This window comes from Salinicola lusitanus (assembly GCF_038648475.1).
GTDB classification, from domain to species: domain Bacteria; phylum Pseudomonadota; class Gammaproteobacteria; order Pseudomonadales; family Halomonadaceae; genus Salinicola; species Salinicola lusitanus.
Map to the genome: position 1 here is coordinate 4,083,002 of NZ_CP151919.1, position 22,428 is coordinate 4,105,429.

Annotated in this window: 23 protein-coding genes; 17 read left to right on the top strand and 6 right to left on the bottom strand. The window is 63.8% G+C overall.

All coding sequences use genetic code 11. The features are described 5' to 3' along the window. Positions 1–4: 4 nt before the first annotated feature. Entirely contained in the window at positions 5–3,409 is a 3,405-nt protein-coding gene (gene mscK, locus AAGT95_RS18445) for a mechanosensitive channel MscK (protein WP_342594742.1), read from the bottom strand. Between the two features lie 405 nt (positions 3,410–3,814). On the opposite strand from mscK, the gene AAGT95_RS18450 reads away from it, so the two are divergent. From AAGT95_RS18450 to AAGT95_RS18465, 4 genes are all read left to right on the top strand, one after another. Further along, entirely contained in the window at positions 3,815–4,738 is a 924-nt protein-coding gene (locus AAGT95_RS18450; RefSeq protein WP_110602811.1) for a phospholipase A, read from the top strand. 75 nt (positions 4,739–4,813) lie between these two features. Next, entirely contained in the window at positions 4,814–5,155 is a 342-nt protein-coding gene (locus tag AAGT95_RS18455) for a DUF883 family protein (protein ID WP_110602813.1), read from the top strand. Next, complete coding sequence (locus AAGT95_RS18460; protein WP_342594743.1) at positions 5,155–5,535, top strand: phage holin family protein; 381 nt, start codon at positions 5,155–5,157, stop codon at positions 5,533–5,535. The genes AAGT95_RS18455 and AAGT95_RS18460 overlap by 1 nt, the downstream gene beginning before the upstream one ends. Further along, positions 5,528–5,827, top strand: a complete 300-nt coding sequence (locus AAGT95_RS18465) for a YqjK-like family protein (RefSeq protein ID WP_110602817.1) — start codon at positions 5,528–5,530, stop codon at positions 5,825–5,827. Before AAGT95_RS18460 ends, AAGT95_RS18465 begins: the two co-directional genes overlap by 8 nt. Positions 5,828–5,898: 71 nt before the next feature. On the opposite strand, the gene AAGT95_RS18470 is transcribed toward AAGT95_RS18465, so the two are convergent. Then, on the bottom strand, positions 5,899–7,080 hold the full coding sequence (locus AAGT95_RS18470; RefSeq protein ID WP_342594744.1) for an NAD(P)/FAD-dependent oxidoreductase: 1,182 nt from the start codon (positions 7,078–7,080) through the stop codon (positions 5,899–5,901). A 148-nt stretch (positions 7,081–7,228) separates the two neighbouring features. Between AAGT95_RS18470 and AAGT95_RS18475 the strand changes: the two genes are divergently transcribed. The 4 genes from AAGT95_RS18475 to AAGT95_RS18490 all read left to right on the top strand — a co-directional run bounded on the left by AAGT95_RS18475 (position 7,229) and on the right by AAGT95_RS18490 (position 12,269). Beyond that, positions 7,229–8,383: an efflux RND transporter periplasmic adaptor subunit gene (locus AAGT95_RS18475; protein ID WP_342594745.1), complete on the top strand. Its 1,155-nt coding sequence runs from the start codon at positions 7,229–7,231 to the stop codon at positions 8,381–8,383. Continuing rightward, complete coding sequence (locus tag AAGT95_RS18480; protein ID WP_342594746.1) at positions 8,383–11,508, top strand: efflux RND transporter permease subunit; 3,126 nt, start codon at positions 8,383–8,385, stop codon at positions 11,506–11,508. Before AAGT95_RS18475 ends, AAGT95_RS18480 begins: the two co-directional genes overlap by 1 nt. 104 nt (positions 11,509–11,612) lie before the next feature. Next, positions 11,613–11,963: a DUF883 C-terminal domain-containing protein gene (locus tag AAGT95_RS18485; protein WP_157958469.1), complete on the top strand. Its 351-nt coding sequence runs from the start codon at positions 11,613–11,615 to the stop codon at positions 11,961–11,963. A gap of 69 nt (positions 11,964–12,032) precedes the next feature. Continuing rightward, positions 12,033–12,269, top strand: coding sequence for a DUF883 family protein (locus AAGT95_RS18490; RefSeq protein ID WP_110602827.1), 237 nt, complete (start codon positions 12,033–12,035; stop codon positions 12,267–12,269). Positions 12,270–12,344: 75 nt separating this feature from the next. On the opposite strand, the gene AAGT95_RS18495 is transcribed toward AAGT95_RS18490, so the two are convergent. Together AAGT95_RS18495 and AAGT95_RS18500 are read right to left on the bottom strand one after the other, a co-directional pair. Continuing rightward, positions 12,345–12,743, bottom strand: a complete 399-nt coding sequence (locus AAGT95_RS18495; protein ID WP_342594747.1) for a hypothetical protein — start codon at positions 12,741–12,743, stop codon at positions 12,345–12,347. Further along, positions 12,703–12,987, bottom strand: a complete 285-nt coding sequence (locus AAGT95_RS18500; RefSeq protein ID WP_110602831.1) for a succinate dehydrogenase assembly factor 2 — start codon at positions 12,985–12,987, stop codon at positions 12,703–12,705. Before AAGT95_RS18500 ends, AAGT95_RS18495 begins: the two co-directional genes overlap by 41 nt. 208 nt (positions 12,988–13,195) lie before the next feature. Between AAGT95_RS18500 and AAGT95_RS18505 the strand changes: the two genes are divergently transcribed. The 3 genes from AAGT95_RS18505 (at position 13,196) to lapB (ending at position 15,090) form a co-directional block, all read left to right on the top strand. Further along, positions 13,196–13,492 carry an integration host factor subunit beta gene (locus AAGT95_RS18505; RefSeq protein ID WP_110602833.1) on the top strand — a complete coding sequence of 99 codons (297 nt, stop codon included), beginning with the start codon at positions 13,196–13,198 and terminating at the stop codon, positions 13,490–13,492. 95 nt (positions 13,493–13,587) lie between these two features. Beyond that, a complete protein-coding gene (locus tag AAGT95_RS18510; protein WP_110602835.1) occupies positions 13,588–13,893 on the top strand; it encodes a LapA family protein in 306 nt (101 codons plus the stop codon). After that, positions 13,894–15,090, top strand: coding sequence for a lipopolysaccharide assembly protein LapB (gene lapB / locus AAGT95_RS18515; RefSeq protein ID WP_110602837.1), 1,197 nt, complete (start codon positions 13,894–13,896; stop codon positions 15,088–15,090). Here the strand turns inward: lapB and pyrF are convergent, their stop codons facing one another. Next, positions 15,091–15,798 carry an orotidine-5'-phosphate decarboxylase gene (pyrF, locus tag AAGT95_RS18520; RefSeq protein ID WP_110602839.1) on the bottom strand — a complete coding sequence of 236 codons (708 nt, stop codon included), beginning with the start codon at positions 15,796–15,798 and terminating at the stop codon, positions 15,091–15,093. 225 nt (positions 15,799–16,023) lie between these two features. Between pyrF and AAGT95_RS18525 the strand changes: the two genes are divergently transcribed. The 6 genes from AAGT95_RS18525 to AAGT95_RS18550 all read left to right on the top strand — a co-directional run bounded on the left by AAGT95_RS18525 (position 16,024) and on the right by AAGT95_RS18550 (position 20,399). Continuing rightward, positions 16,024–16,287, top strand: a complete 264-nt coding sequence (locus AAGT95_RS18525) for a ComEA family DNA-binding protein (RefSeq protein ID WP_110602877.1) — start codon at positions 16,024–16,026, stop codon at positions 16,285–16,287. 108 nt (positions 16,288–16,395) lie between these two features. Then, a complete protein-coding gene (locus tag AAGT95_RS18530; RefSeq protein WP_342594748.1) occupies positions 16,396–16,866 on the top strand; it encodes an FxsA family protein in 471 nt (156 codons plus the stop codon). A gap of 187 nt (positions 16,867–17,053) precedes the next feature. Continuing rightward, complete coding sequence (locus AAGT95_RS18535; RefSeq protein WP_071232843.1) at positions 17,054–17,347, top strand: co-chaperone GroES; 294 nt, start codon at positions 17,054–17,056, stop codon at positions 17,345–17,347. 58 nt (positions 17,348–17,405) lie between these two features. Beyond that, complete coding sequence (groL, locus tag AAGT95_RS18540) at positions 17,406–19,049, top strand: chaperonin GroEL (RefSeq protein ID WP_110710570.1); 1,644 nt, start codon at positions 17,406–17,408, stop codon at positions 19,047–19,049. 161 nt (positions 19,050–19,210) lie between these two features. Continuing rightward, entirely contained in the window at positions 19,211–19,930 is a 720-nt protein-coding gene (locus tag AAGT95_RS18545) for an RNA methyltransferase (RefSeq protein ID WP_110602844.1), read from the top strand. A 73-nt stretch (positions 19,931–20,003) separates the two neighbouring features. Continuing rightward, on the top strand, positions 20,004–20,399 hold the full coding sequence (locus tag AAGT95_RS18550; RefSeq protein WP_110602846.1) for a hypothetical protein: 396 nt from the start codon (positions 20,004–20,006) through the stop codon (positions 20,397–20,399). Positions 20,400–20,697: 298 nt separating this feature from the next. On the opposite strand, the gene rpsA is transcribed toward AAGT95_RS18550, so the two are convergent. Beyond that, complete coding sequence (gene rpsA / locus AAGT95_RS18555) at positions 20,698–22,374, bottom strand: 30S ribosomal protein S1 (protein WP_110602848.1); 1,677 nt, start codon at positions 22,372–22,374, stop codon at positions 20,698–20,700. Positions 22,375–22,428: the final 54 nt, after the last annotated feature.

Here is a 22,428-nt window from a genome sequence, read left to right on the forward strand (position 1 = left end):
CCTGTCAGCGCCCGCCGTCACCGCCGTCGCTGCCGCCATCCGGGCCCGCGCCACCAACGTCGCCGTCACCCAGATGACCGTCATCGCCACTGCGGGACTGGCGGGACAGGGGAGCGCCGACAGCCGAGCCGGCCGGAGAAGCGCTGGCCCCCAGCGGCGCCCCCTCTCCATCCGCACTCTGGACCCGCGCAGACTGCCCGTTCTCGCCGTGCAGCCACACGTCCATCTGGTTGAACGCCACACGAATGCCGTGTTGCTTGAACAGCAGGTCCAGCCGGCGATTGATCTCGTCGCTGGCGTAGAGTCGATCCAGCAGATCGTTGACGAAGATTCGCAGTTCGAAGTTGAACGAGGTCGGCCCATAGCTGATGCAGAACACCTGCGGCTCGGGATCCCGCAGCACACGGCGGTTCTCGTCCGCGGCCTGGCGCAACAGGCGATGCACCTCGTCGAGGTCCGATCCGTGCGCCACGCCATAGGTCAGCACCACCCGGGTGACGTTGTCCGACAGCGACCAGTTGATCAACTGGTCGGTGACGAAGGTCTTGTTGGGGATGATGATCTCCTTGCGGTCGAAATCGGTCACCGTGGTGGCACGGATACGAATTCGGCTGACGGAGCCGTGGAGCTGGCCTAGCGTGATGGTGTCGCCGATCCGCATCGGACGCTCGAACAGGATGATCAGCCCCGAGATGAAGTTGGCGAAGATCTCCTGGAGACCGAAGCCGAGCCCCACACCGAGCGCCGCCACCAGCCACTGCAGCTTGTCCCAGGAGACCCCGAGCGTGCCGAGCGAGATCACCACGCCGGTCCCGACGATGGTGTAGGAGAGCAGCGACGAGATCGCGTAGGCACTTCCCTGCTTCAGCGTCAGCCGGGAGAGCACCATGACCTCCAGCAGCCCAGGCAGGTTGCGTGCCAGCATCATGGTCAACGCCACCACGACCAGTGCGATGATCACATCCGCCACGGTGATCGGATCCAGCGTCACCGCGTCGCCCTGCCCCCGCTCGATCTCCCATACGCTGACCTGGTCGAGATAGGAGAAGACCTCGAGCAGGTCCGACCAGATCAGGTAGAAGGCAAAGGTGAAGCCGATGAACAGAATCAGTTTCGAGAGCCGCAGCGACTGCTGGTTGACCTGCTCCATGTCCAGGGGCGGCTCCTCGACCACCTCGAGCCCGCCCTCGGCGCCCTCCTGTATCTGCGCTCGCCGCCGGGCGACCGCACGGCGGTAGGCCAGCCGGCGCTGCGCCACCGCCAGCCCCCGCACCACCGTCGCCTCGACCAGGATCCAAAGGCCAAAGATATAGAGCGAATTGATGAAGCGACCGATCAGACGCAGGGCGGCGTATTCGTAGCCCATGACGATCAGGCCACCGAGCACCAGCGGCACCATCGCCAGCCCCAATCCCAGCAGCAGTCGGAACAGCTTGAGGCCGAAATAGGGCACGTGGGCCAGGATCAACTGCACCAGAATCCAGCTCATCGCCAGCAAGCCGGCCAACAGCGACAGCAGGAACAGCGGGCGGCTGGAGAGTTCGGCCTGGCTGCCGGGAGAGGTCCCGCTGATCAGGATGACCGGAATCAGCGAGATGCCGAGCCAGAACAGCAGCCGCCGCAGGCGCGCCACGTAACCCGCCGACCAGTGGAAATGACGTGTCGCCACGCCGTCGGATACCAGCAGCCTGCGCGCCCAGCCCAGCACGCCCCAGGCCAGGGCAAGCTGCAACAGGGATTCTCCCAAACGCCCGGCGAAATCATCGCTACCCAGCCTCAGCACGCCACCCACGGCTGCCAGGATCAACGGACCATGGGCGGCCAGCAGCGCGTTGTAGAGGATTGCCCGGGGCGTGTGCATTTGGGTGTCACGCTTGAGCCGGCCGATCTGCTCGTGCAGATTGAGCAGCCGAACCTTGATGCGACGTCTCAGCATCAGCAACCCCCCCGCCAGCAGCAGCAAGGGGACCACGGCCAGGGCCCGGACGTCCGGAACCTGCCAGAAACTCGCCAGCGCCGGCCGCCACTCACCGCCGCGCACCTGTCTCGCCAGAACGCCGGGGGCGTCAAGCCACCAACCGAAGGTCAGCGCGCGCGCGCTGGCCACCCAGAACAGCTGCTCTTCGATCACACCGCGGATCGATGTCGAGAGCCCCGCCAGCTGCTCCTGGTTGAGCTGGAGATCGATGGCCACGGTCAGCAGGTTGCCGTACTCCCGATCCAGCTGCTCGAGCACTTCGCTGCGTGACTGGAATAGCTTCACCAGCGAGTCGACCAACGATGGGGTGACCTCGATATCGGTGTTTGCCAGGCTTTTCTCGGCCAGCTCCCGGGGGTGACGCAGCGCATCCCGCTGATCGACCAGATCGAACTGACTCAGGCGAGTCGCGGCGATCTCCTCCTGCAGACCGCCCAGTGCATTGATGTCAGGCAGGGCTCGACGCTGCTCGTTGAGAATGCGCGACAGCAGCGGGCTGCCACGAATCGCCTCGATCTGCTCGTTGAGCGTGCGCTTGACCTGACGCACGCGATCGAGCTGGGAGCGGGTATCGATGGCTTGCCGAATCAATTGGTTGGTCCGGTCGGTCACTTCGAGAAGCCGGTCGCTGAGCTCGCGGTTGGTCTTTTGAATCTCGCGAAGCACCGGGTGCGCCGCGATCGCCTTGGCGTCCTCCTCGCTGATGTCCGCGACCGCCTTCTCCGACTCGGCACGGCGCTGACGATCGAGCGCTGCCTGCAGCGAGTCCAGCCGCGCTTCCTCGATGGCGACCTGACGTCGAAGCAGGTCCCGCCTCTGCACATCGAGCTCGCGAAGCACCGTGTTGTTGGCCAGTTCCTGTCGATGGTATTCGGCTTGCAGGTCGGCCAAGGCCAGTTGCAACCGATAGCGAGCCTCGGCGGGATCGAGGACCTGGGAATCCTCGTCACTGGAGGTCTGAAGCTGGGTCCGCGCCTGCTCGGCATCGTTCATCGCGCTGGCGATGGCCGACTGCGCGCGCTCGGGCAGCGTCTCCGCACTGATCAGCCGGGCGTTGATCGATGCCAGCTGGCTCTGCAGCGCCTCGAGCTGATTCAGCGACTCGGTGGTCTTCTGGCCCAGGACCTCCACGGAGAGCTGGTCGAGGTCGTCGGCCTCGGGCGCCTTCCGGTCGCTCAGCCCGGCAAGCTGGCGCTCGAGTTCGCGGGTACGCTGTGGGGCCTGTCGGGCCGAGGTCTCGAGCGACTCCAGGTCCTTGCGCAGGGCCTTCAACGACGCCAGCGTCTGCTGAGCCACACGCAGATCAGCCAACTCCGTCTGCTGCGCTTCGCTGGGTGTGTCGATCTTCTCGAGCTTCTGCTGCTGCGCCTTGAGCTCGTCTTCGCTGGGCAGACCGTCCGGCTGTTGGGCGAAGGCGACAACGCTTGTCATGAGTATGCACAATACGAGTGCAAGGAACGTGCTACGCTCGACCCCTTTCAACAGGCTGGCGCGCAATCGGGCGGCCGTTGCCGACGGCAGCGCCGCCGGCCTGAACGGTGCTCGTGCTGAAAAGCCTGGTTGCCCAGAATACTTACCCGCGACCGGGTCATCCGACATGCCGACTCCTCGTCAACTCCGTACATACGGCCACCACCGCTTCACAGCGGTGCGATCCTCTATCGATAGCGGAGTCTACCGCCAGCGCGTGTGGGTTTCGAGGCGTTGCTTAGCGCGCTCCCGAGTTTGAAATAAGTCGACGACATGCTAGAAATCGTCACTACCCGAAAAGAAGCCTGATTTTCATCAGCCGGATCTTGCTTCCACCCCATTGGATCATCTTGACAGGACAGTCTTATGACGCCCACTCGTTCGCTGCGCCATACCGGCATTCTTCTCCTCGGGATGGTGACTTCGTCCTTGGCAGTGGCTCAGGATTCAAGCACCAGCAGCGACCCGGTCCAGCAAGCGAACGAACAGGCGGAAGTGCGCCGGAATCTCGAGGCGGAGACTGCCGAGAACCCGTTGGCGGTCACGACCTATCGTCGCAACTACATCCTGCCCTGGACCTACAACAGCAACCCGGACGAATCCGACTTCCGGGAGATCACCTCGGAGGGCAACGTCGACAAGTCCGAGATCAAGTTCCAGTTGAGCTTCAAGGTCAAACTGCTCGACGACATCTTCGGCGACAACGGCGACCTCTATTTCGCCTATACCCAGCGCAGCTGGTGGCAGGCCTATAACTCCGAGGCCTCCGCGCCCTTCCGCGAGACCAACTACGAGCCCGAAGGCTTCGTCAGTTTCGACAACAGCTGGACGGTGCTCGGCTGGACCAACACCATCAATCGTGTCGGCTTCGCACACCAGTCCAACGGCCGCTCCGATCCGCTGTCGCGCAGCTGGAATCGCCTCTACGCGGAGACGATTTTCCAGCGCGGCGACTGGGCCTTCAGCGTCGCCCCGCACTGGCGTATTCCGGAAAACGCCGAAGACGACGACAACCCGGACCTGGAAAACTACATCGGCTACGGGGACCTAACCCTGGTGCGTGCGTTCGGGGATCAGGAAGTCTCGTTGATGGTTCGTGGCAACCCAGGCAAGGCGCACTACGGGGGGCAGCTCGACTACTCCTTCCCGCTGTTCGGCAAGGTGCGCGGTTATCTGCAGTACTACAAGGGGTACGGGGAGAGCCTGATCGACTACAACCATGACGTGCAACGCTTCGGCCTTGGCTTCAGCATCAACACCTTTTTGGCCGGGATTCCCGGTACGCGTTGATGCCGACAGATTGCCAATCTATGCTGAAGCCTGTCTGTTTCACCCATGCCACTCGACTGTCAAAGGATGACAACCATGACCATGCAACCTATCGGCGGCAACGGCCCCGAGCGTGAACGCGAAGCCTCGACCGAACAACTCAAGGAAGATCTGCGCAATCTGTCTCACACGGTCGAGGAGCTGATTCACGCCACGGCGGACGACTCCCGCAGCAATATCTCCGAACTGCGTGAACGCGCTCAGCAACGTCTGCATGCCACGCGCGAACGTCTGGAAGCGCGCGGAGAGGCGCTCTACTCCAGCGCCAAGGGACAGGTCGACGCCACCGACCGCTACGTGCACGAAAATCCCTGGACGAGCATCGGTATCGGCGCTGCAGCGGGCGTGGTTCTGGGACTGCTGCTGGGACGTCGCTGATGGCAGGGCCGGCTGAAAACGTGATCTCCGCCGCCAGGCGACTGATCGCCAACCTCATCGCCACCGGCCAGACGCGACTGCGCCTGGCAGTGGTCGAGTGGGAGGCGGAGCGCGACCGGATGCTGACGCTTCTGCTGCTGGCTGGCGCAGGGCTTATCGTGCTGTCGTTCGCGATCGGGATGCTGCTGCTGTTGGTTGTGGTGGTCTACTGGGAAGAGCACCGTCTGCAGGCGATCGGTATCTGCTCGGCGGCGCTCTTCGTCCTGTCAGGCATCTTGATCTTCTCCGCCAAGCGGGTCGCCAAGCAGCGCAAGCTGATGGCCGCCACCCTGCATCACCTCGATCGCGACCGCCAGGCATTGGGGAGCTCTCATGACTGAACGTTCGCGACAACAGCAGCTGGACGAGCTGGAGGACGAGATCCTCCAGCAACGCCTGGACATGACCGCCGCCATGCGGGAGTGGCGCGATGCCACGGCGCCGATCGACAACGCCTGGGACAAGCTGATGAGTTGGCGCGTTCCGTTGATGGCGGCCGGGGGGTTGCTGGCGATGCGCAGTGCGCGCAAGCCACGGTCGACCGGGCGACTGTTCAGGCGAGCGCTGACCGGATTCATGATGTACAACCGCGGCCGGGCGCTCTATCGGGCGACCCGCGGGAGAAACCGCTAGCGATCCGTCGCGCTGTCTCTGTCAGCCGAACCGGATGGCCACTGCACTCAGTGGCCATCTTTCGTTCGGGCTCAAATCGCCTGGCCGCAGGCCACGCCGGACGACCAGGCCCACTGGAAGTTGAAACCACCCAGCTGGCCGGTGACGTCCAGCACCTCACCGATGAAGTAGAGCTGGGGGAGCGCGTCGACGGCGAAGGTCTTCGACGACACCGCAGCCGTGTCGACGCCGCCCATGGTGACCTCCGCGGTGCGCCACCCCTCCGTGCCCGCCGGCTTGAACTGCCAGGCCCCGAGACCGCTCGCCACGGCATCGATATCGGCGTTGGAGAGCTCGGCCAACGGCCGGTCCTGCCACCCCTGCCACTCGATCAGCGCCTGGGAGAGACGCTTGGGCAGCAGTTCGCCCAGCCAGCTACCCAGCCGTCGCCGCGGCACGCGTCGACGCAGGTCGGCCAGGGTCTCCGCAACCGGGGTAGAGGGCAGCCAGTCGATCGCCACCGGCATGCCCGGCAGCCAGTGGCTCGAGGCCTGGAGCATTGCCGGCCCGGACAGACCGCGATGGGTGAACAGCAACGGCTCACGGTAGGCGCCGTCGCCGCAACTGGCAACAACGGGACAGGAGAGGCCGGAGAGCGAGGCCAGTGACGCCTTCCATTGCGACGTCACCGTGAATGGCACCAGTGCCGCCCGCGTCTCGGTCACGGCCAGCCCGAACTGGCGCGCCAGATCGTAGCCGAAGCCGCTGGCGCCGAGCGTCGGGACGGAGAGGCCTCCGGTGGCGACGACCACGGCCCCCGCTGCCACCCCGCGGCCATCTATCTCCAGCTGCATCCCTTCACCCAGGCGCTCGACCCTCCCTACCGTGGTGGAGAGCGAGACTTCCACGCCTGCCCACTCGCACTCGGTCAGCAGCAGCGAGACGATCTCCTTCGCCGACTGCGCGCAGAACAGCTGGCCAGGCGCCTTCTCGACGTACTCGACGCCATGCCGCTCGACCAGTTCGACGAAATGGTGCGGCGTGTAGCGTTTCAGCGCCGAAATCGAGAAGTGCGGATTGCGCGAGAAGAAATGTGCCGGCGTGGTGGCGAGATTGGTGAAATTGCAGCGCCCACCGCCGGACATCAGAATCTTCTTTCCCGCCTTGCTGGCATGATCGACGACTCGCACGCGAAGGCCGCGGTAGCCCGCGGTCAGCGCGCACATCAGCCCCGCTGCGCCAGCGCCGATAATGACCACGTCGTAGGTTTTCATCTCCGCACCGCACTTGCCTCACTGAATGGGTAGGCATTCTAACAGAGGCGTTTTTCGAGATGCCCTTTTCATTCGCCGGTCGTTCAGGTACTAACGAGTGGCGCGCACTCGCCCGCCCAACGCAACGCTGACAAGATATCCGCCAATCATGACAACGAATTCGGCAGCTCGTGAGCGCTTCACGCTCGGACGCGAAACCCGCCTACCGCCCCTGCTGGCCCTGGCCCTCTGCGCGATAGCGACATGGTTGCCGGGCCCGCCCCCCGCGAGCGCCCAGGAGACGCCGCCTGTCGCCGTGATCGGCGCCACGGTCATGGCTTCGACCTGGCAGGACCCCGTGGAGGCGCTGGGAACCTTGAGAGCCGACGAGAGCGTCACCCTCTCCTCCACGCTCACCGGCACCGTCAGCGCGCTCAATTTCGAGGACGGCGACGAGGTAGCAGCCAACCAGTGGCTGGTGCAGCTCGACGACGCCCAGGCTCAGGCCGAGCTGCGCGCCGCCCAGGCGCTACTGGGCCAACGCCGGAGTGCGCTCAACCGGGCCCAGCAGCTCCAGGATCGCAACCTGGGGGTCCGCGCCACGCTCGAGGACAATGCCGCACTGGTCAAGCAGAGCGAGGCCGAGATCGATGCCATCCGCGCGCGACTCGCCGATCACCGCCTGCAGGCCCCCTTCGCGGGCACGGTGGGGTTGCGCGAGATCAGCGTGGGCGCCCTGGTCACCCCCGGCACCGAGCTGGTCACGCTCGACAAGCTGGACACCATGAAGCTCGACTTCACCGTCCCGGCGACGCTGCTGTCGGTGCTCCACCCCGGCCTGACACTCAGCGCCACGACACCGAGCTATCCGGACCAGGTCTTCCGCGCCGAGGTCGCGACCCTCGGCACGCGTATCGATCCCATTTCGCGCAGCCTGGTGGTCCGCGCCAACCTGCCCAATCCCGACGGCCGGCTGCTGCCGGGCATGCTGATGGAAGTGCAGTTGAACCAGCCCGCGCGCGAGGCGTTGACGATCCCGGAAAGCGCGCTGGTTCCGGATGGCGAACGCCAGACGGTCTGGCTGATCGAACCGGGTCAGCCGGCCCATGTGACGCGCCGGGAGGTCACCACCGGCGAACGCCGACAGGGGGAAGTCGAGATCATCGCGGGGCTCGATGGCGGGCAGCGGATCGTGACCCACGGCACGCTCAAGGTACGCGAGGGGGATCCGGTCGAGCTGGTCGCGGAAAATGTCGGCGAGGGTGACATCAGGGATGTGCTGGAGCGTCAGCGCCGCGCCACCGAATCCCGGGCGAGCGACTGATGCGAATTTCCGATCTATCGATTCGCCGCCCGGTTTTCGCGACGGTCGTCTCGCTACTGCTGATCGCCTTCGGCCTGCTGGCCATGGAGCGCCTGCCGCTGCAGGAGTATCCGGCGATCGACCCGCCCATCGTCAGCATCGAGACCAACTACCCCGGCGCCTCCGCCAGCGTGGTCGAGACCCGGATCACCCAACTGCTGGAGGACCGCATCGCCGGTATCGAGGGTATCGTCTCGATCGAGTCCAGCAGCGCCGACGGCGAATCGGAGATCGACGTCGAATTCTCGCTGGATCGAGACATCGACGGTGCCGCCAACGATATCCGCGACCGCATCTCGTCGGTGGCCGACAACCTGCCCGACCAGGCCGAACCTCCGGAGATCGAGAAGAGCGACAGCAGCGACGATGTCATCATCTGGCTGTCGCTCTCCGGCGAGGGCTATACCATCCCGGAACTCACCGATTACGCCAATCGCTATCTCGTCGACCGCTTCTCGACCCAGAACGGTGTGGCTCGGGTTCGCCTGAGCGGCGGCAAGGAGTATGCGATGCGGGTCTGGCTCGATCGCAACGCCCTGGCCGCGCGGCAGCTGACGGTCGATGATGTCGCCGATGCGCTCCAGAACGAAAACGTCGAGCTGCCGGCCGGCTTTCTCGAATCCCGCGACCGCCAGTTCACGCTGCGCATCCCCCGCAGTTTCACCACTGCCGCCGACTTCCAGAACCTGGTGATCGCGCGAGGAGACGACGGTTATCTGGTGCGGCTGGCCGACGTCGCCCGGGTGGAGGTCGGCTCGGTCGAGGAGCGTTCGCTCTATCGCGGCAACGAAGTCCCCATGGTCGGCCTGGGCATGATCAAGCAGTCGACCGCCAGCGTGCTGGAGGTCGCCAACGGCGCCAAGGCGGAAATGGCCCGGCTGCAGCCGACGCTGCCGGACGGCATGCAGCTGTCGCTCAACTTCGATTCCTCGGTGTTCGTGTCAGGTGCCCTGCACGAGGTCGCAGCCACCTTGTTCATCGCCATGGGATTGGTGGTGGTGGTGATCTTTCTCTTTCTGGGCAACGTGCGCACGACCCTGGTGCCAGCGGTGACGGTACCGATATCGCTGATCGGCACCTTCATCTTCCTGGCCCTGTTCGGCTTCACCCTGAATCTGCTGACCTTGCTGGCGCTGGTCCTGGCGATCGGTCTGGTCGTCGACGACGCGATCGTGGTCATCGAGAACGTCCACCGGCGCATGGTGGTCCATCGCGAAACGCCCCTGGTGGCGGCCTATCGCGGTACGCGTCAGATCGGCTTTGCGGTGATCGCCACCACCCTGGTGCTAATCACGGTATTCATTCCGTTGAGCCTGCTGCAGGGGGATATCGGGCGCCTGTTCTCGGAGTTTGCCCTGACCCTCGCCGCCGCCGTCGGGCTCTCCTGCCTGGTCGCGCTGTCGCTGGCACCGATGCTGTGTTCGAAGCTGCTCAACCCGAGCATGCACGAGAGCCGCATCAGCCGCGGCGTGCAGTGGCTGCTGGACCGTTCGCAGACGATCTACCGGCGCTGGCTAAGCCGGGCGCTGCGCTTCCGCTGGTTCATGGTCGGCCTGTTTGCCCTCGTCCTGGCCCTTACCGCCTGGCTGTTCCAGCAGTTGCCCAACGAGTACACCCCCCGGGAGGACCGTGGCGCCTTTTTCGTGCTGATCGAGGGGCCGCCCGGCGCGACCTTCCATTACATGCAGGATTACTACGACGAGATAGAGACCCGCTTGATGTCCCTGGTCGACGCCGGCGATATCAACCAGGTGTCGATTCGTGGCCCGCGTGGCTTCGGCAATGTCGAGAATTTCAACGACGGCATGGCCATCGTCACCCTCAACGACTGGGGCGACCGGCGTTCGGCGTGGGACATCATGGCCGATGTCAGGCAGCGCCTTGACGATCTTCCCGGCGTCACCGCCACGCCGGTCATGCGCCAGGGCTTCGGCGGCAGAGTCGAGAAGCCGATCCAGTTCGTGATCGGCGGCAGTACATACGAGCAGCTGGTCGACTGGCGCGACCGTCTACTCGAGCGTATCCGCGAGGACGGTAACGTGGGGCTCGAGGCGGTGGACAGCGACTACAAGGAGACCCAGCCACAGCTCCGCATCCGGATCGACTACAACCGCGCAGCCGCCCTGGGCGTGACCGTCAGCACCATCGGCAACACCCTCGAGACACTGTTCGGCGGCCGCAACGTCACCACCTACGTCGATAACGGGGAGGAGTACGACGTCATCCTCGAGGGGGAGCGCGAGCGCCAGCGAGCGCCGAGTACGCTGGACAACGTGCAGGTCCGTTCGGCGGTCAGCGGCGAGCTGATTCCACTGGCGAGTCTGGTCTCCATCTCCGAATTCGCGGGTGCCAGCGAACTAAATCGATTCAACCGGATGCGCGCCATAACGCTGGAGGCCAACCTCCAGAGCGGTACCGCCATGGGTGACGCGCTCGCCTACCTCCAGCGGATCGCCGCCGAGGAGCTGCCCAGCGAGGCGGTCATCGACTACAAGGGCCCCTCGCGCGATTACCAGGAGGCCAGCGGCGCCACCGCCTTTCTGCTCCTGCTGGGCATCGTCGTGGTGTTCCTGGTCCTGGCGGCCCAGTTCGAGAGCTTCATCCATCCGCTGGTCATCATGTTCACGGTGCCGCTGGCGATCAGCGGTGCCCTGCTTGGCCTCTGGGCCAGCGGCCAATCTCTCAACATCTACAGCCAGGTGGGGCTGGTCGTACTGGTGGGGCTGGCGGCCAAGAACGGCATTCTGATCGTCGAGTTCGCCAACCAACTGCGCGACGAGGGAGCGCCGTTCTCGGATGCGCTGGTCGAGGCGGCCGTGACACGGCTGCGACCGATACTGATGACCACCGTCACCACCATGGCTGGCGCGATACCGTTGATTCTGGCCTTCGGCCCGGGCGCCGAATCGCGCATCGTCATCGGCACCGTGATTTTCTGCGGGGTCGCCGTTGCCACGCTGTTGACGCTGTTCGTCGTCCCGGTCGCCTATGACATGCTCGCGCGACGGACCGGCTCACCCGGCGATGTCAGTCAGCGACTGGAGCGAGAGCTGAATCTCGACGCGTCGACGCAGGAAAGGTCCTAGCGAGTCATGGAAATGCAACTACACTTCTGTAGCGACGCCCATGCCAGACATGACGCTGTCGCGGGAATCGTAGGGAGGCCGTTTCACCGAACCGGAGGATGAACATGAGCCTGTTCCATCGTGACGACAAGGAAGGCGAGGCCAGCCGTATCGATGAAGATATGGCAGCGGCCGCCGAGCGTGCGCCTCGCCTGGGGGACGATCCAATCCGGGAGGAGCCTGCACTGGCATCGCGGGACGACCCTCTCGAGGAGAGCATCGACGAGCCGTCCCCCCACGCTGCCGCCTATTTTCCCCAGCACAGCTGGGCGGATCGTTCGCGCCAGCGCCTGGACGAGCAGATCAACGACACCTGCCAGAGCTGCGACGACTTCGTCCAACGCAAGCCCTGGCAGAGCGTCGGTATCGCCGCGCTGGGCGGCGCCTTGCTGACGCTGATATTGAGCCGGCGTTGACAGCTCGAACCGACAGGACGAATCTCCTGTTCTGAACCACCATCATCGACCAACGATTAAGGATGATCCATGAGCCGCAACTATCGGGAAGAGAGCCGGAACTATTACCGCGACGCCAAGCGCCGAGGCCGTCAAGGCCTGGAACGCGCGAGGCATCGGGCGGACGATGTCAGCCACGAGTTGGCAGAGCATGCGGAAGAAGCCTGGCGCGAGACCGACGATTACATTCACCGTAATGCCTGGAGCAGCATCGGCGTCGCCGCGCTGGCCGGGTTTGCCATCGGATTCTTCGTCGGCCGCCGCTGAACGCCAGTGTGACCACGACGGCCCCGCCAGCGTCAAGCCGGTGGGGCCGTTTCACGTTTGGCGTGCAGGATCCGGTCACTCGGCTTGACTGGCTAGCGTCTCGCGCAGACGACGCAGCGAGTGTGCATCGCCACTATCGGGCCACAACCACAGACGTCGGCCGGAGAGATCGACCGCCGACAGCAGCGGTCCAAGGCGCACCAGCCGGCACGGGGACGGCTGCCACACCCGGGCATCGGCCGAATACTCCCAGACCGTCCTCTCCCCGGCCATCATGCATCGCAGATAGCGCCGTCTCGGCGTCGAGAGAAACTGTCGGCCGGCGAATGCCAGCCCGATCAGCGATATCGATACGGCCAGCCGCCAGTCGACCCACCACCCGGCGTAGCCGGACAAGGCCAGTGCCGACAGCCCCTGGCAAGTCAGCGACAGCCTAGAGCGCCTGACGACGACTGTTGTCAGTGGTCTCGGCATGTTCGACGATCATCTTGACGAGACGCCGCAGCTCGGCGTTCTCTGGCCACTCGCGCCGCATCAGCCAGGTGAAGAGATCCTGGTCCTCGTTGGCCAGCAACTCCCGGTACAGCACCTGGTCCGAAGGCGTCAGTTGGTCGTAGCGCTCCTCGAGAAACGGCATCAGCAGCAGATCCAGCTCCCACATGCCACGTCGTGAATGCCAGTAAAGCCGTCGTCGCGTGACATCTTCGTTGTCTGACATGGACTACCCTCGATCCGATGTGCTGAATGACTGCAATGCACAGCACTATACCCGAGTGAACTGCCGGTCACTATTCAGTCATCCGGCTCACCCGGCTAATGCGTTGTTTTCTCGAAAGTTGCGAAGTATGCTGAAACGACAATAACAGACGTCGGACGCCCATTACGCGGTTCTTGGCCGCCAGGCAGAGGCCTCACGGAGAATGTCGATGACAAAGTCTGAATTGATCGAACAGATCGCCACCCGTCGCCCCGAGTTATCGGCGAAGGAAGTCGAAGCGGCGGTGCGCGTCATTCTCGATGATATCACCAACGCCCTGGCGGACGGCGGGCGCGTGGAAATTCGCGGATTCGGCAGCTTCTCGCTGCACTTTCGCGAGCCCAGGACCGGACGCAACCCCAAGACCGGCGACCCCGTCGACCTCGACGGAAAATACGTCCCGCACTTCAAGCCGGGCAAGGAACTACGCGAACAGGTCAATGCCAGCCGCGCGCTGGGCTATTGATCTCCCCAGTCATTGCATCCGTCGCCCGATTCGACGGCTGCCATCGCGACGACCGATCACGACCGGACCGTCGCGGTGCGTCACCAGGAATTACTATGCGCTGGCTCAAAGGCGTCATTCTCGCCATCATCCTGATCGTCGTGCTGCTGCTCGGCATCCTGTTTGCCGTCAACAACCAACAGCCGCTGCCACTGGACTTGATCTGGGTCCAGCTTCCCCCCGCTTCGTTGTCGCTATGGCTTCTGGTTGCCCTGGCTTGTGGCGTGATTCTCGGCATGCTGGCAATGACAGGGATGTATCTTCGTCTGAGAACCCTGTTGACCCGGGCCCAGCGTCACAATCAGCAACAGCGCAAAGAACTCGATCGTCTACGGACGCAGGAGTTCAAGGAAAGCACCTGAATGAGCGATCCTCTGCTGCTGGCGTTGCTGGTGGCAGCCATCGCCATCGGCTGGTTGCTGGGGCGCTGGGAATCAGCGGGGCGCGGCCGGCGTCGGCCACGCCCCGAAATGCCGAGCGGCACCCTGCCGAAGGACTATTTCGTTGGCCTCAACTATCTGCTCAACGAGCAGCCGGACCGCGCCATCGAGACCTTCACCCAGGCGCTGGAAGTCAACAGCGACACGGTCGAGACGCATATCGCCCTGGGCAATCTCTACCGGTCGCGCGGCGAAGCCGATCGCGCCGTCCGCATCCACCAGAATCTGCTCGCCCGGCCGGCACTGTCCAACGCCCAGAGCGGCCAGGTCCAGCTGGAGCTCTCGCGCGACTTCCTCACCCTCGGGCTGCTCGACCGAGCCGAGCGGCTACTCCTGTCACTGCAGAAGAGCCAGGTCGACGACGCGCAGAAGCTCGCCGCCAAACGCCTGCTCGTCGACCTGTTCGAGCGGGAAAAGGAGTGGGCCCAGGCTCTCGACACCGCCCAGCCACAACTGGTGCGTCAGGACCCCGACATCCGGCGGGCGGCGGCGCACTGGCACTGCGAGCTGGCCAGTAGGCACCGCATCGAGAGCAGTCCGTCACTGGCCAGAAAGGCCTTGAAACAGGCACTGCATACCGATGAACGCTGCGTTCGCGCCAACTGGATGCTGGGCCAGCTCGAGTGGGATATCGGCCACTATCGCGACGCGGCCCGATGCTGGCAGCGAATTCCCGAGCAGGATCCGAGTTTTACCACTATCGTGCTGGAACCGCTGCGCAATGCCTACCGTCTACTCGATGACGAGGACGGCTGGTGGCAATTTCTGGAGAAGCAGTTGCAACACGACCCCCAGACCTCGGTGGTGATGATGGCTGCGGACACGCTAAGACACCGCCAGGGCACGGAGATCGCCTGCGCGTTCGTCAGCGATCAGTTGCGCGACCACCCCAGCCTGCGTGGCGTCGACTACCTGATGGACCTCTATCTGGACGATAGCGATCCCGCCGAGCGGGATCGGCTGGAGCTGCTCAAGCAGCACACCCGGCAATTGCTGAGCACCCGCCCGAGGCATCGCTGCCAGCGCTGCGGCTTCGGAGCCGAACAGCTGCACTGGCAGTGTCCCCGCTGTCGCAGCTGGGGTACCAGCAAACCGGTAACGGGCCTGGAAGGTGAATGATCACGACCTGCCTGCCAGGGAGAGCTCGATATCGGCCAGCGCCGCCATCGGATCGGCCGCCTGGGTCACGGCCCGGCCGATGACCAGGTGCGTGCTGCCGGCGGCCATCGCGGCATCGGGGGTCATCACCCGCCGCTGATCCCCCTGCTCCGCGCTGGCGGGGCGAATCCCCGGCGTCACCTTGAGAAAACCCGCCCCACACAGCTCACGCAGCCGGGCGCTCTCGCGCGCCGAGCAGACCACCCCATCCAGTCCACTTTCCTGGGCTAGCCTGGCCAGGCGCTCGACCTGAGACAGGGCACTGCCGGCGACGCCGGTTTCCTGGAGTTCGTCATCCGTCATGCTGGTCAGCACGGTGACCGCGATGAGCTGCGTCCCGAGCCCGCGTTTCGCCAATCGCTCGGCGCTCGCCTCCATCATCCGGCGACCGCCGGCAGCGTGTACGTTGACCATCCACACGCCCAGATCGGCGGCAGCCTCCACCGCACCGGCGGCGGTATTGGGGATGTCGTGAAACTTCAGGTCCAGGAAGACCTCGAAACCCCGCTGGTGGAGCGCCTCGACGGCCCCAGGTCCCGCACGGGTGAACAACTCCTTGCCGACCTTGACCCGGCAACGGGCGGGGTCGAGCGCGTCGGCCAGTTGCAGCGCCGCAGCCAGGTCGGGGTAGTCGAGCGCAATGATGAGCGGCGATTCCGGGGCGGGCATGGGTCGTCTCCTGCAGTCGAATTCGGGCGGGAGTATACCTGACCCGGCAATGGATAGGGCCCTCCTGCCACATCCGCGCCAGCTACTTTAGCGAGATTGAGTAGAAATTGGCTGACAGGAATGATCGCTTTTTTCCGATAAAAAATCGTGACGCAGCGTCGATACCTGAGAGTGATGGCCGGTCACGAGGCCAGCTTTCACTCACTGCAACCGAGAGAGATGCTCATGAAGACGCTGCTCCAAGCCGTGCTGTTCTCGCTGTTCAGCTTCGCCGCCCTCCCGGCGCTAGCTCAGGATACGCCCGTCAACATCAACGAGGCGTCGGTCGAGACGTTGACGACGCTACCCGGGATCGGTGCAGTCAAGGCACAAGCGATCGTCGACGACCGGGAAGCCAATGGCAACTACGAGAGCCTGGAAGACCTGACTCGCATCGACGGAATCGGCAACGCCACGGTGGCCAATCTCGCCGACAGTGCGACGTTTTGAGCCCTGCTCCGGGGCCGGCGGCTCGTCGGCTCCGGGGTGGCAAACGGTTGCAATTCCCCCATTCGTCTCCATCTTGCCAAGTCAGGCAGCGTCAACGACGGAGACATCATGCCCCTGCTCATCCTCGTCGCCCTATTCGCGATCGCGGACTTCGCCGTGCTCTTTACCCTGGGCGCAAAAATAGGCCTGCTGGCCAGCCTGGTGTGGATTGTCGCCAGTGGCGCCCTCGGTATTCATCTCATTCGCCGTGAGAGCCTGCTGACGCTTCAGCGAGCCCGTGCCCGCATGGCAGCCGGTGAAATTCCCTCGGACGAAATCCTGGCGGGGGCGTCATTCGTATTGGCTGGCATCCTGCTGATAGCACCCGGTTTTCTTTCCGATATCGTGGGTCTAATATGCCTGGCCCCCGGCAGCGGTCAGCTGATGCGTCGCTGGTCCACCCGAGGCAGCCGAGGCGCTGGCCCGAAGGGTGCCGAAATCCCCGGCGACTGGGATGCCCATCGGCGCGATTCGGACAGTACCGCCAGCAGCGCTGATACCGACCCCATCGAGGGCGAGTATCTCGGCAAGGAACGTTGAAGCCCCGCCGGGCGATAAAATTTTCAGGCCGCCCCCTTGAAACCGGCTGGCCAGACCCAATCAAGGCAGCAGCGACAGTTTTAGGCCGTCAGGCCCATTAACCGGAAGGCGAAAGCCTTCGCCCCTTGAGCCAGGCTCATGTGGGAACGTGCATTTGTAACATGCAACCATCAGGAGAACGTGAGCAATGAAAATCCGTCCCTTGCACGATCGCGTCATCGTACGTCGCAAAGAAGAAGAGCAGAAAACTGCTGGCGGCATCGTGCTTCCGGGCAGTGCCCAGGAGAAGCCGACGCGCGGTGAAGTCCTGGCAGTGGGCAACGGTCGCATCCTCGAGAGCGGCGAAGTTCGCGCACTGGACGTCAAGGTTGGCGACACCGTGATTTTCAAGGAAGGCTTCGGCGTCGAAAAGCAGAAGGTCGACGGTGAAGAAGTCCTGATCATGAGCGAAAGCGACATTCTGGCCGTCGTCGAAGGCTGATCGGCCGAAGCTCGACGATTCATCAAGATTTCACGCATTACATTAGGAAGATCGAACAATGGCAGCTAAACAAGTCAAGTTCTCTGATGATGCTCGCAAGCGCATGGCACGTGGCGTCAACGTTCTCGCTGATGCAGTCAAGGCGACACTCGGACCGAAAGGCCGTAACGTCGTGCTGGAAAAATCCTTCGGCTCGCCCACCGTCACCAAGGACGGCGTCTCCGTGGCCAAGGAAATCGAGCTGAAGGACAAGTTCGAGAACATGGGCGCCCAGATGGTCAAGGAAGTCGCCTCCAAGACTTCCGATGCCGCGGGTGACGGCACCACCACCGCCACCGTTCTGGCTCAGTCCATCGTCAACGAAGGTCTGAAAGGCGTCGCTGCCGGCATGAATCCGATGGATCTCAAGCGCGGCATCGACAAGGCCGTCATCGAGGCCGTCAAGCACATCCAGGCGCTTTCCGTGCCCTGCACCGACGCCAAGGCGATCGCTCAGGTCGGCACCATCTCCGCCAACGGCGACGCGCGCATCGGTGAGATCATCGCCGAGGCGATGGAGAAAGTCGGCAAGGAAGGCGTCATCACCGTCGATGAAGGTCGCGGCTTCGAAGACGAGCTGGAAGTGGTCGAAGGGATGCAGTTCGATCGTGGCTACCTCTCCCCGTACTTCGTGACCAACCAGGACACGATGGCGGTCGAGCTCGAAGACCCGTATCTCCTGCTGGTCGACAAGAAAGTCTCGAACATCCGCGAACTGCTGCCGGTGCTGGAAGCCGTCGCCAAGGCCGGCAAGCCGCTGGCGATCATCGCGGAAGATATCGAAGGCGAAGCGCTGGCGACTCTGGTCGTCAACAACATGCGCGGCATCGTCAAGGTGGCTGCGGCCAAGGCACCCGGTTTCGGCGATCGTCGCAAGGCGATGCTGCAGGACATCGCGATCCTGACCGGCGGCACCGTGATCTCCGAAGAAGTCGGCCTCAGCCTCGAGCAGGCCAACCTCGACCACCTGGGCAGCGCCAAGCGCATCACCATGTCCAAGGAAAACACCACCATCATCGATGGTGCTGGCGTCGAGTCCGACATCGAGTCGCGCGTCGCGCAGATCCGTGCGCAGATCGAGGAGACTTCCTCCGATTACGATCGTGAGAAGCTCCAAGAGCGTGTCGCCAAGCTGGCGGGCGGTGTTGCCGTGATCCGCGTCGGTGCGGCGACCGAGTTCGAGATGAAAGAGAAGAAGGCGCGCGTCGAAGATGCGCTGCACTCCACTCGCGCCGCGGTCGAGGAAGGTGTCGTGCCTGGTGGCGGTACCGCCATGGTCCGCGTCCTGACCCTGATCCAGGGCCTGACCGGTGACAACGAAGACCAGACTCACGGTATCGCCATCGCGCTTCGCGCCATGGAGTCCCCGCTGCGTCAGATCGTCACCAACGCTGGCGAAGAAGCCTCCGTCATCGTCAATCGCGTCAAGGAAGGCGAAGGCAACTTCGGCTACAACGCACAGACCGGCGAGTACGGCGACCTGTTCGAAATGGGCGTCCTCGATCCGGCCAAGGTGACCCGCACCGCGCTGCAGTCCGCGGCTTCCGTCGCCGGCCTGATGATCACCACCGAAGCGATGGTGGCCGAAGATCCGGAAGACGCACCGGCAGGTGGCGGCGCTCCGGACATGGGCGGCATGGGTGGCATGGGCGGCATGATGTAATCACTGCCCCGCCATCGCCTGATCCTTTCAGGTATCATGGAAAGCCCCGCCTTCTGGCGGGGCTTTTTTTGGTTCTGTCGTCGAGTCGGCCTGGCCTTCGGCCCGCCCGGAGGCAGTCGCCGACACCCTGAATTCTTCTTGCCCCCAGGAGTTTTTCGCGCATGCTGGATCGCATTCGCATCGTTCTCGTCCAGACGTTCCACCCCGGCAATATCGGTGCCAGCGCGCGCGCGATGAAGACCATGGGCCTCAGCGACCTGGTGCTGGTCGCTCCACGCCAGTTTCCCGATGAGGAGGCGACGCGGCTCGCCGCCGGCGCCGCCGACCTCGTCGAGGGCTGCCGCGTCGTCGACTCCCTGCCGGCGGCGATTGGCGACTGCGTACAAGTCATCGGCGCCAGCGCCCGCCTGCGCAGCCTGCCGCTGCCCTGCTACCACGAACCGGAGCAGATGGCCGCCGAACTCTGGCGTCGCCTGCCGGAGGGGCCGGTCGCCATCGTCTTCGGGCGGGAGCGATATGGCTTGACCAACGAGGAGATCGGGCACTGCACGCATCAGTTGAACATCCCTGCCAACCCGGACTATGGCGTGCTCAACCTCTCCCAGGCCGTGCAGATCGTCGCCTACGAGGCGTTCCGACAATCCCGCATCCAGGGGGAAGCGCGGCAGATGCCCAAGGCCAGCGGCCCTTATCCGACGATGGAGCAGCTGGATCACTTCTACGCCCACCTGCACCGGGCCCTGGAGAGCGCCGGGTTCCTGACCCAACCCCACGCCCGGACCGAGGCTCATCTGCGTGCCCTGTTCACCCGTGCCGAGCCGAGTCGCAAGGAGCTGTCGATTCTGCGTGGCGTGCTCAATGCGCTCGAACGCCACGATTGACGACAGACTTTGACACGGACATCCAAGCCATAGAGAATGGTAATCACTCTCATCAACAGAGTGATGGTGAACCATGCATTCAGAGCGCTCCCGACTCCACTACACCTGCGTCTTTCTGCTGGTCTCCTTTCAGGCCGTGCGCCAATCGCTACCCGCCGCCACCCCCTCGGCAGCGCCGTGCTGGCTAGACGCCGAGATGCTGAAGATGCTGCTGCGCGAGCTCAAGCGCTGCCGCGAAGAGGCCTCCCCCTTCCCGCCGGTGCACGCCTCGCTGGACGTCGCTACCTACCACTGCGGCCTGCTGATGGCGCAGTGCCCGGCGGCACTGGATCCCTCGCTCTGCAGCTACCATCTGGATGCCATCACCCAACCGCTCAAGCAGGCCATCGCTGAGCTCTCCGGCCACCACGCTGCGACCCCGGGCGCGACACAGAGCGGACGAGGCTGGCGCGGCTGGCTGAAGCGCTAAGCGCTCGTACCCAATCCTGTGACGATTTTCCAAACCCTTTGACGAAGGGCGCCGGGGGGCAGGGTAAAGCGAGGGTCCTTTGCCAGGGATGGCAAAGGTAGCGCCCAAGGAGGGGTTCACAGCGCCCTCGCGACACCCCGCCGCCGGAGAAGCCCACTATCGTCTACCGGCTTTTTGAAAGGCGTTCGTCGTCGCACGCGGAGAGGCGCCATCACCGCCCTACCGATCAGCGAGTGACAGACATAAAAAAACAGCGCCCGAAGGCGCTGTTTTTCATGGGAAGACCGAATCCGAAGGATCAGTCCTGGCCCATCTGCTGCTTGATCAGATCACCAATGGTGGTCGGGCCGTTGGGCTCGACGTCCTGATCGCGCAGTTTACCCATGTTGCGACGGGTATCGACCTGGTCCTTGGCTTTGATGGACAGGTTGATGACGCGGCTCTTGCGATCCACGTTGACGATCTTGGCTTCGACGCTGTCGCCTTCGTTCAGCACGTTGCGAGCGTCTTCGACACGATCGGCACTGATCTCGGACGCCTTGAGCACGGCCACGACATCAGTCGCCAGCTCGACATGGGCTTCCTTGGCATCGACTTCGATGATGCGGCCAGTGACCACGGCACCCTTGTCGTTGACAGCCAGGAACTCGGAGACCGGATCGGACTCGAGCTGCTTGATGCCCAGCGAGATGCGCTCACGCTCCGGGTCGATCGACAGGATGACCGCTTCCGCTTCATCGCCCTTCTTGAACTGGCGAACGGCTTCTTCGCCGGTCTCGCTCCAGGAGATGTCGGAGAGGTGAACCAGACCGTCGATGCCGCCTTCCAGGCCGATGAAGATACCGAAATCGGTGATCGACTTGATGGTACCGGCAACGCGGTCGCCCTTGTTGTAGCGGCCGCTGAAGTCTTCCCACGGGTTGGTGGTGCACTGCTTGATACCCAGGGAGATACGACGACGCTCTTCGTCGATGTCGAGAACCATGACTTCGACTTCGTCACCGACCTGAACCACCTTGGACGGATGGATGTTCTTGTTGGTCCAGTCCATTTCGGAGACGTGAACCAGACCTTCGACACCCTCTTCCAGCTCGGCAAAGCAGCCGTAGTCGGTCAGATTGGTGACGCGGGCGTTGACCTTCATGCCTTCCGGATAACGGTCGACGATGTTGACCCACGGATCTTCGCCCAGCTGCTTCAGGCCCAGCGATACGCGATTGCGCTCGCGATCGAACTTGAGAACCTTGACGTTGATCTCGTCGCCGACAGCCACGATTTCGCTCGGATGCTTGATTCGCTTCCAGGCCATGTCGGTGATGTGCAGCAGGCCATCGACGCCACCGAGGTCGACGAACGCGCCGTAGTCGGTGAGGTTCTTGACGATACCGTTGATCTGCTGGCCTTCCTGCAGAGTCGCCAGCAGCGCTTCACGCTCGGCGCTGTTCTCGGCTTCGAGAACGGCACGGCGAGAAACGACGACGTTGTTGCGTTTCGGGTCGAGCTTGATGACCTTGAAGTCCAGCTCTTTGTGTTCCAGGTGCGCAGTGTCGCGTACCGGACGCACGTCGACCAGCGAGCCCGGCAGGAAGGCGCGGATGGAGGAGACGTCGACGGTAAAGCCGCCCTTGACCTTGCCGTTGATCACGCCCTTGACGATCTCGTCCTTCTCGAAGGCCGCTTCCAGTTCCTTCCACGCTTCGGCGCGCTTGGCCTTCTCGCGTGACAGGCGGGTCTCACCGAACCCGTCTTCGACGGCTTCCAGCGCGACCTTGACTTCGTCACCGACCGCAATGGTCATTTCGCCATTGTCGTCGCGGAACTGCGCCGCGGGGATCTGCCCCTCGGACTTCAGACCGGCGTTGACGGTGATCCAGTCGCCTTCGATGTCAACCACGGTCGCCATGACGATGGCACCGGGTTCCATGTTGATGTCCTGGAGAGACTGTTCAAACAACTCAGCAAAGCTTTCGCTCATGTGATTCCTACGTGATCAACGTTGATGACGGTCAAACCGTCTTCCTCCGTACCA

What these genes read in the sequence shown, in the direction of transcription:
- mscK (WP_342594742.1), bottom strand. Translation starts at nt 3,409, where the DNA reads ATGACAAGCGTTGTCGCCTTCGCCCAACAGCCGGACGGTCTGCCCAGC.
- AAGT95_RS18450 (WP_110602811.1), top strand. Translation starts at nt 3,815, where the DNA reads ATGACGCCCACTCGTTCGCTGCGCCATACCGGCATTCTTCTCCTCGGG.
- AAGT95_RS18455 (WP_110602813.1), top strand. Translation starts at nt 4,814, where the DNA reads ATGACCATGCAACCTATCGGCGGCAACGGCCCCGAGCGTGAACGCGAA.
- AAGT95_RS18460 (WP_342594743.1), top strand. Translation starts at nt 5,155, where the DNA reads ATGGCAGGGCCGGCTGAAAACGTGATCTCCGCCGCCAGGCGACTGATC.
- AAGT95_RS18465 (WP_110602817.1), top strand. Translation starts at nt 5,528, where the DNA reads ATGACTGAACGTTCGCGACAACAGCAGCTGGACGAGCTGGAGGACGAG.
- AAGT95_RS18470 (WP_342594744.1), bottom strand. Translation starts at nt 7,080, where the DNA reads ATGAAAACCTACGACGTGGTCATTATCGGCGCTGGCGCAGCGGGGCTG.
- AAGT95_RS18475 (WP_342594745.1), top strand. Translation starts at nt 7,229, where the DNA reads ATGACAACGAATTCGGCAGCTCGTGAGCGCTTCACGCTCGGACGCGAA.
- AAGT95_RS18480 (WP_342594746.1), top strand. Translation starts at nt 8,383, where the DNA reads ATGCGAATTTCCGATCTATCGATTCGCCGCCCGGTTTTCGCGACGGTC.
- AAGT95_RS18485 (WP_157958469.1), top strand. Translation starts at nt 11,613, where the DNA reads ATGAGCCTGTTCCATCGTGACGACAAGGAAGGCGAGGCCAGCCGTATC.
- AAGT95_RS18490 (WP_110602827.1), top strand. Translation starts at nt 12,033, where the DNA reads ATGAGCCGCAACTATCGGGAAGAGAGCCGGAACTATTACCGCGACGCC.
- AAGT95_RS18495 (WP_342594747.1), bottom strand. Translation starts at nt 12,743, where the DNA reads ATGCCGAGACCACTGACAACAGTCGTCGTCAGGCGCTCTAGGCTGTCG.
- AAGT95_RS18500 (WP_110602831.1), bottom strand. Translation starts at nt 12,987, where the DNA reads ATGTCAGACAACGAAGATGTCACGCGACGACGGCTTTACTGGCATTCA.
- AAGT95_RS18505 (WP_110602833.1), top strand. Translation starts at nt 13,196, where the DNA reads ATGACAAAGTCTGAATTGATCGAACAGATCGCCACCCGTCGCCCCGAG.
- AAGT95_RS18510 (WP_110602835.1), top strand. Translation starts at nt 13,588, where the DNA reads ATGCGCTGGCTCAAAGGCGTCATTCTCGCCATCATCCTGATCGTCGTG.
- lapB (WP_110602837.1), top strand. Translation starts at nt 13,894, where the DNA reads ATGAGCGATCCTCTGCTGCTGGCGTTGCTGGTGGCAGCCATCGCCATC.
- pyrF (WP_110602839.1), bottom strand. Translation starts at nt 15,798, where the DNA reads ATGCCCGCCCCGGAATCGCCGCTCATCATTGCGCTCGACTACCCCGAC.
- AAGT95_RS18525 (WP_110602877.1), top strand. Translation starts at nt 16,024, where the DNA reads ATGAAGACGCTGCTCCAAGCCGTGCTGTTCTCGCTGTTCAGCTTCGCC.
- AAGT95_RS18530 (WP_342594748.1), top strand. Translation starts at nt 16,396, where the DNA reads ATGCCCCTGCTCATCCTCGTCGCCCTATTCGCGATCGCGGACTTCGCC.
- AAGT95_RS18535 (WP_071232843.1), top strand. Translation starts at nt 17,054, where the DNA reads ATGAAAATCCGTCCCTTGCACGATCGCGTCATCGTACGTCGCAAAGAA.
- groL (WP_110710570.1), top strand. Translation starts at nt 17,406, where the DNA reads ATGGCAGCTAAACAAGTCAAGTTCTCTGATGATGCTCGCAAGCGCATG.
- AAGT95_RS18545 (WP_110602844.1), top strand. Translation starts at nt 19,211, where the DNA reads ATGCTGGATCGCATTCGCATCGTTCTCGTCCAGACGTTCCACCCCGGC.
- AAGT95_RS18550 (WP_110602846.1), top strand. Translation starts at nt 20,004, where the DNA reads ATGCATTCAGAGCGCTCCCGACTCCACTACACCTGCGTCTTTCTGCTG.
- rpsA (WP_110602848.1), bottom strand. Translation starts at nt 22,374, where the DNA reads ATGAGCGAAAGCTTTGCTGAGTTGTTTGAACAGTCTCTCCAGGACATC.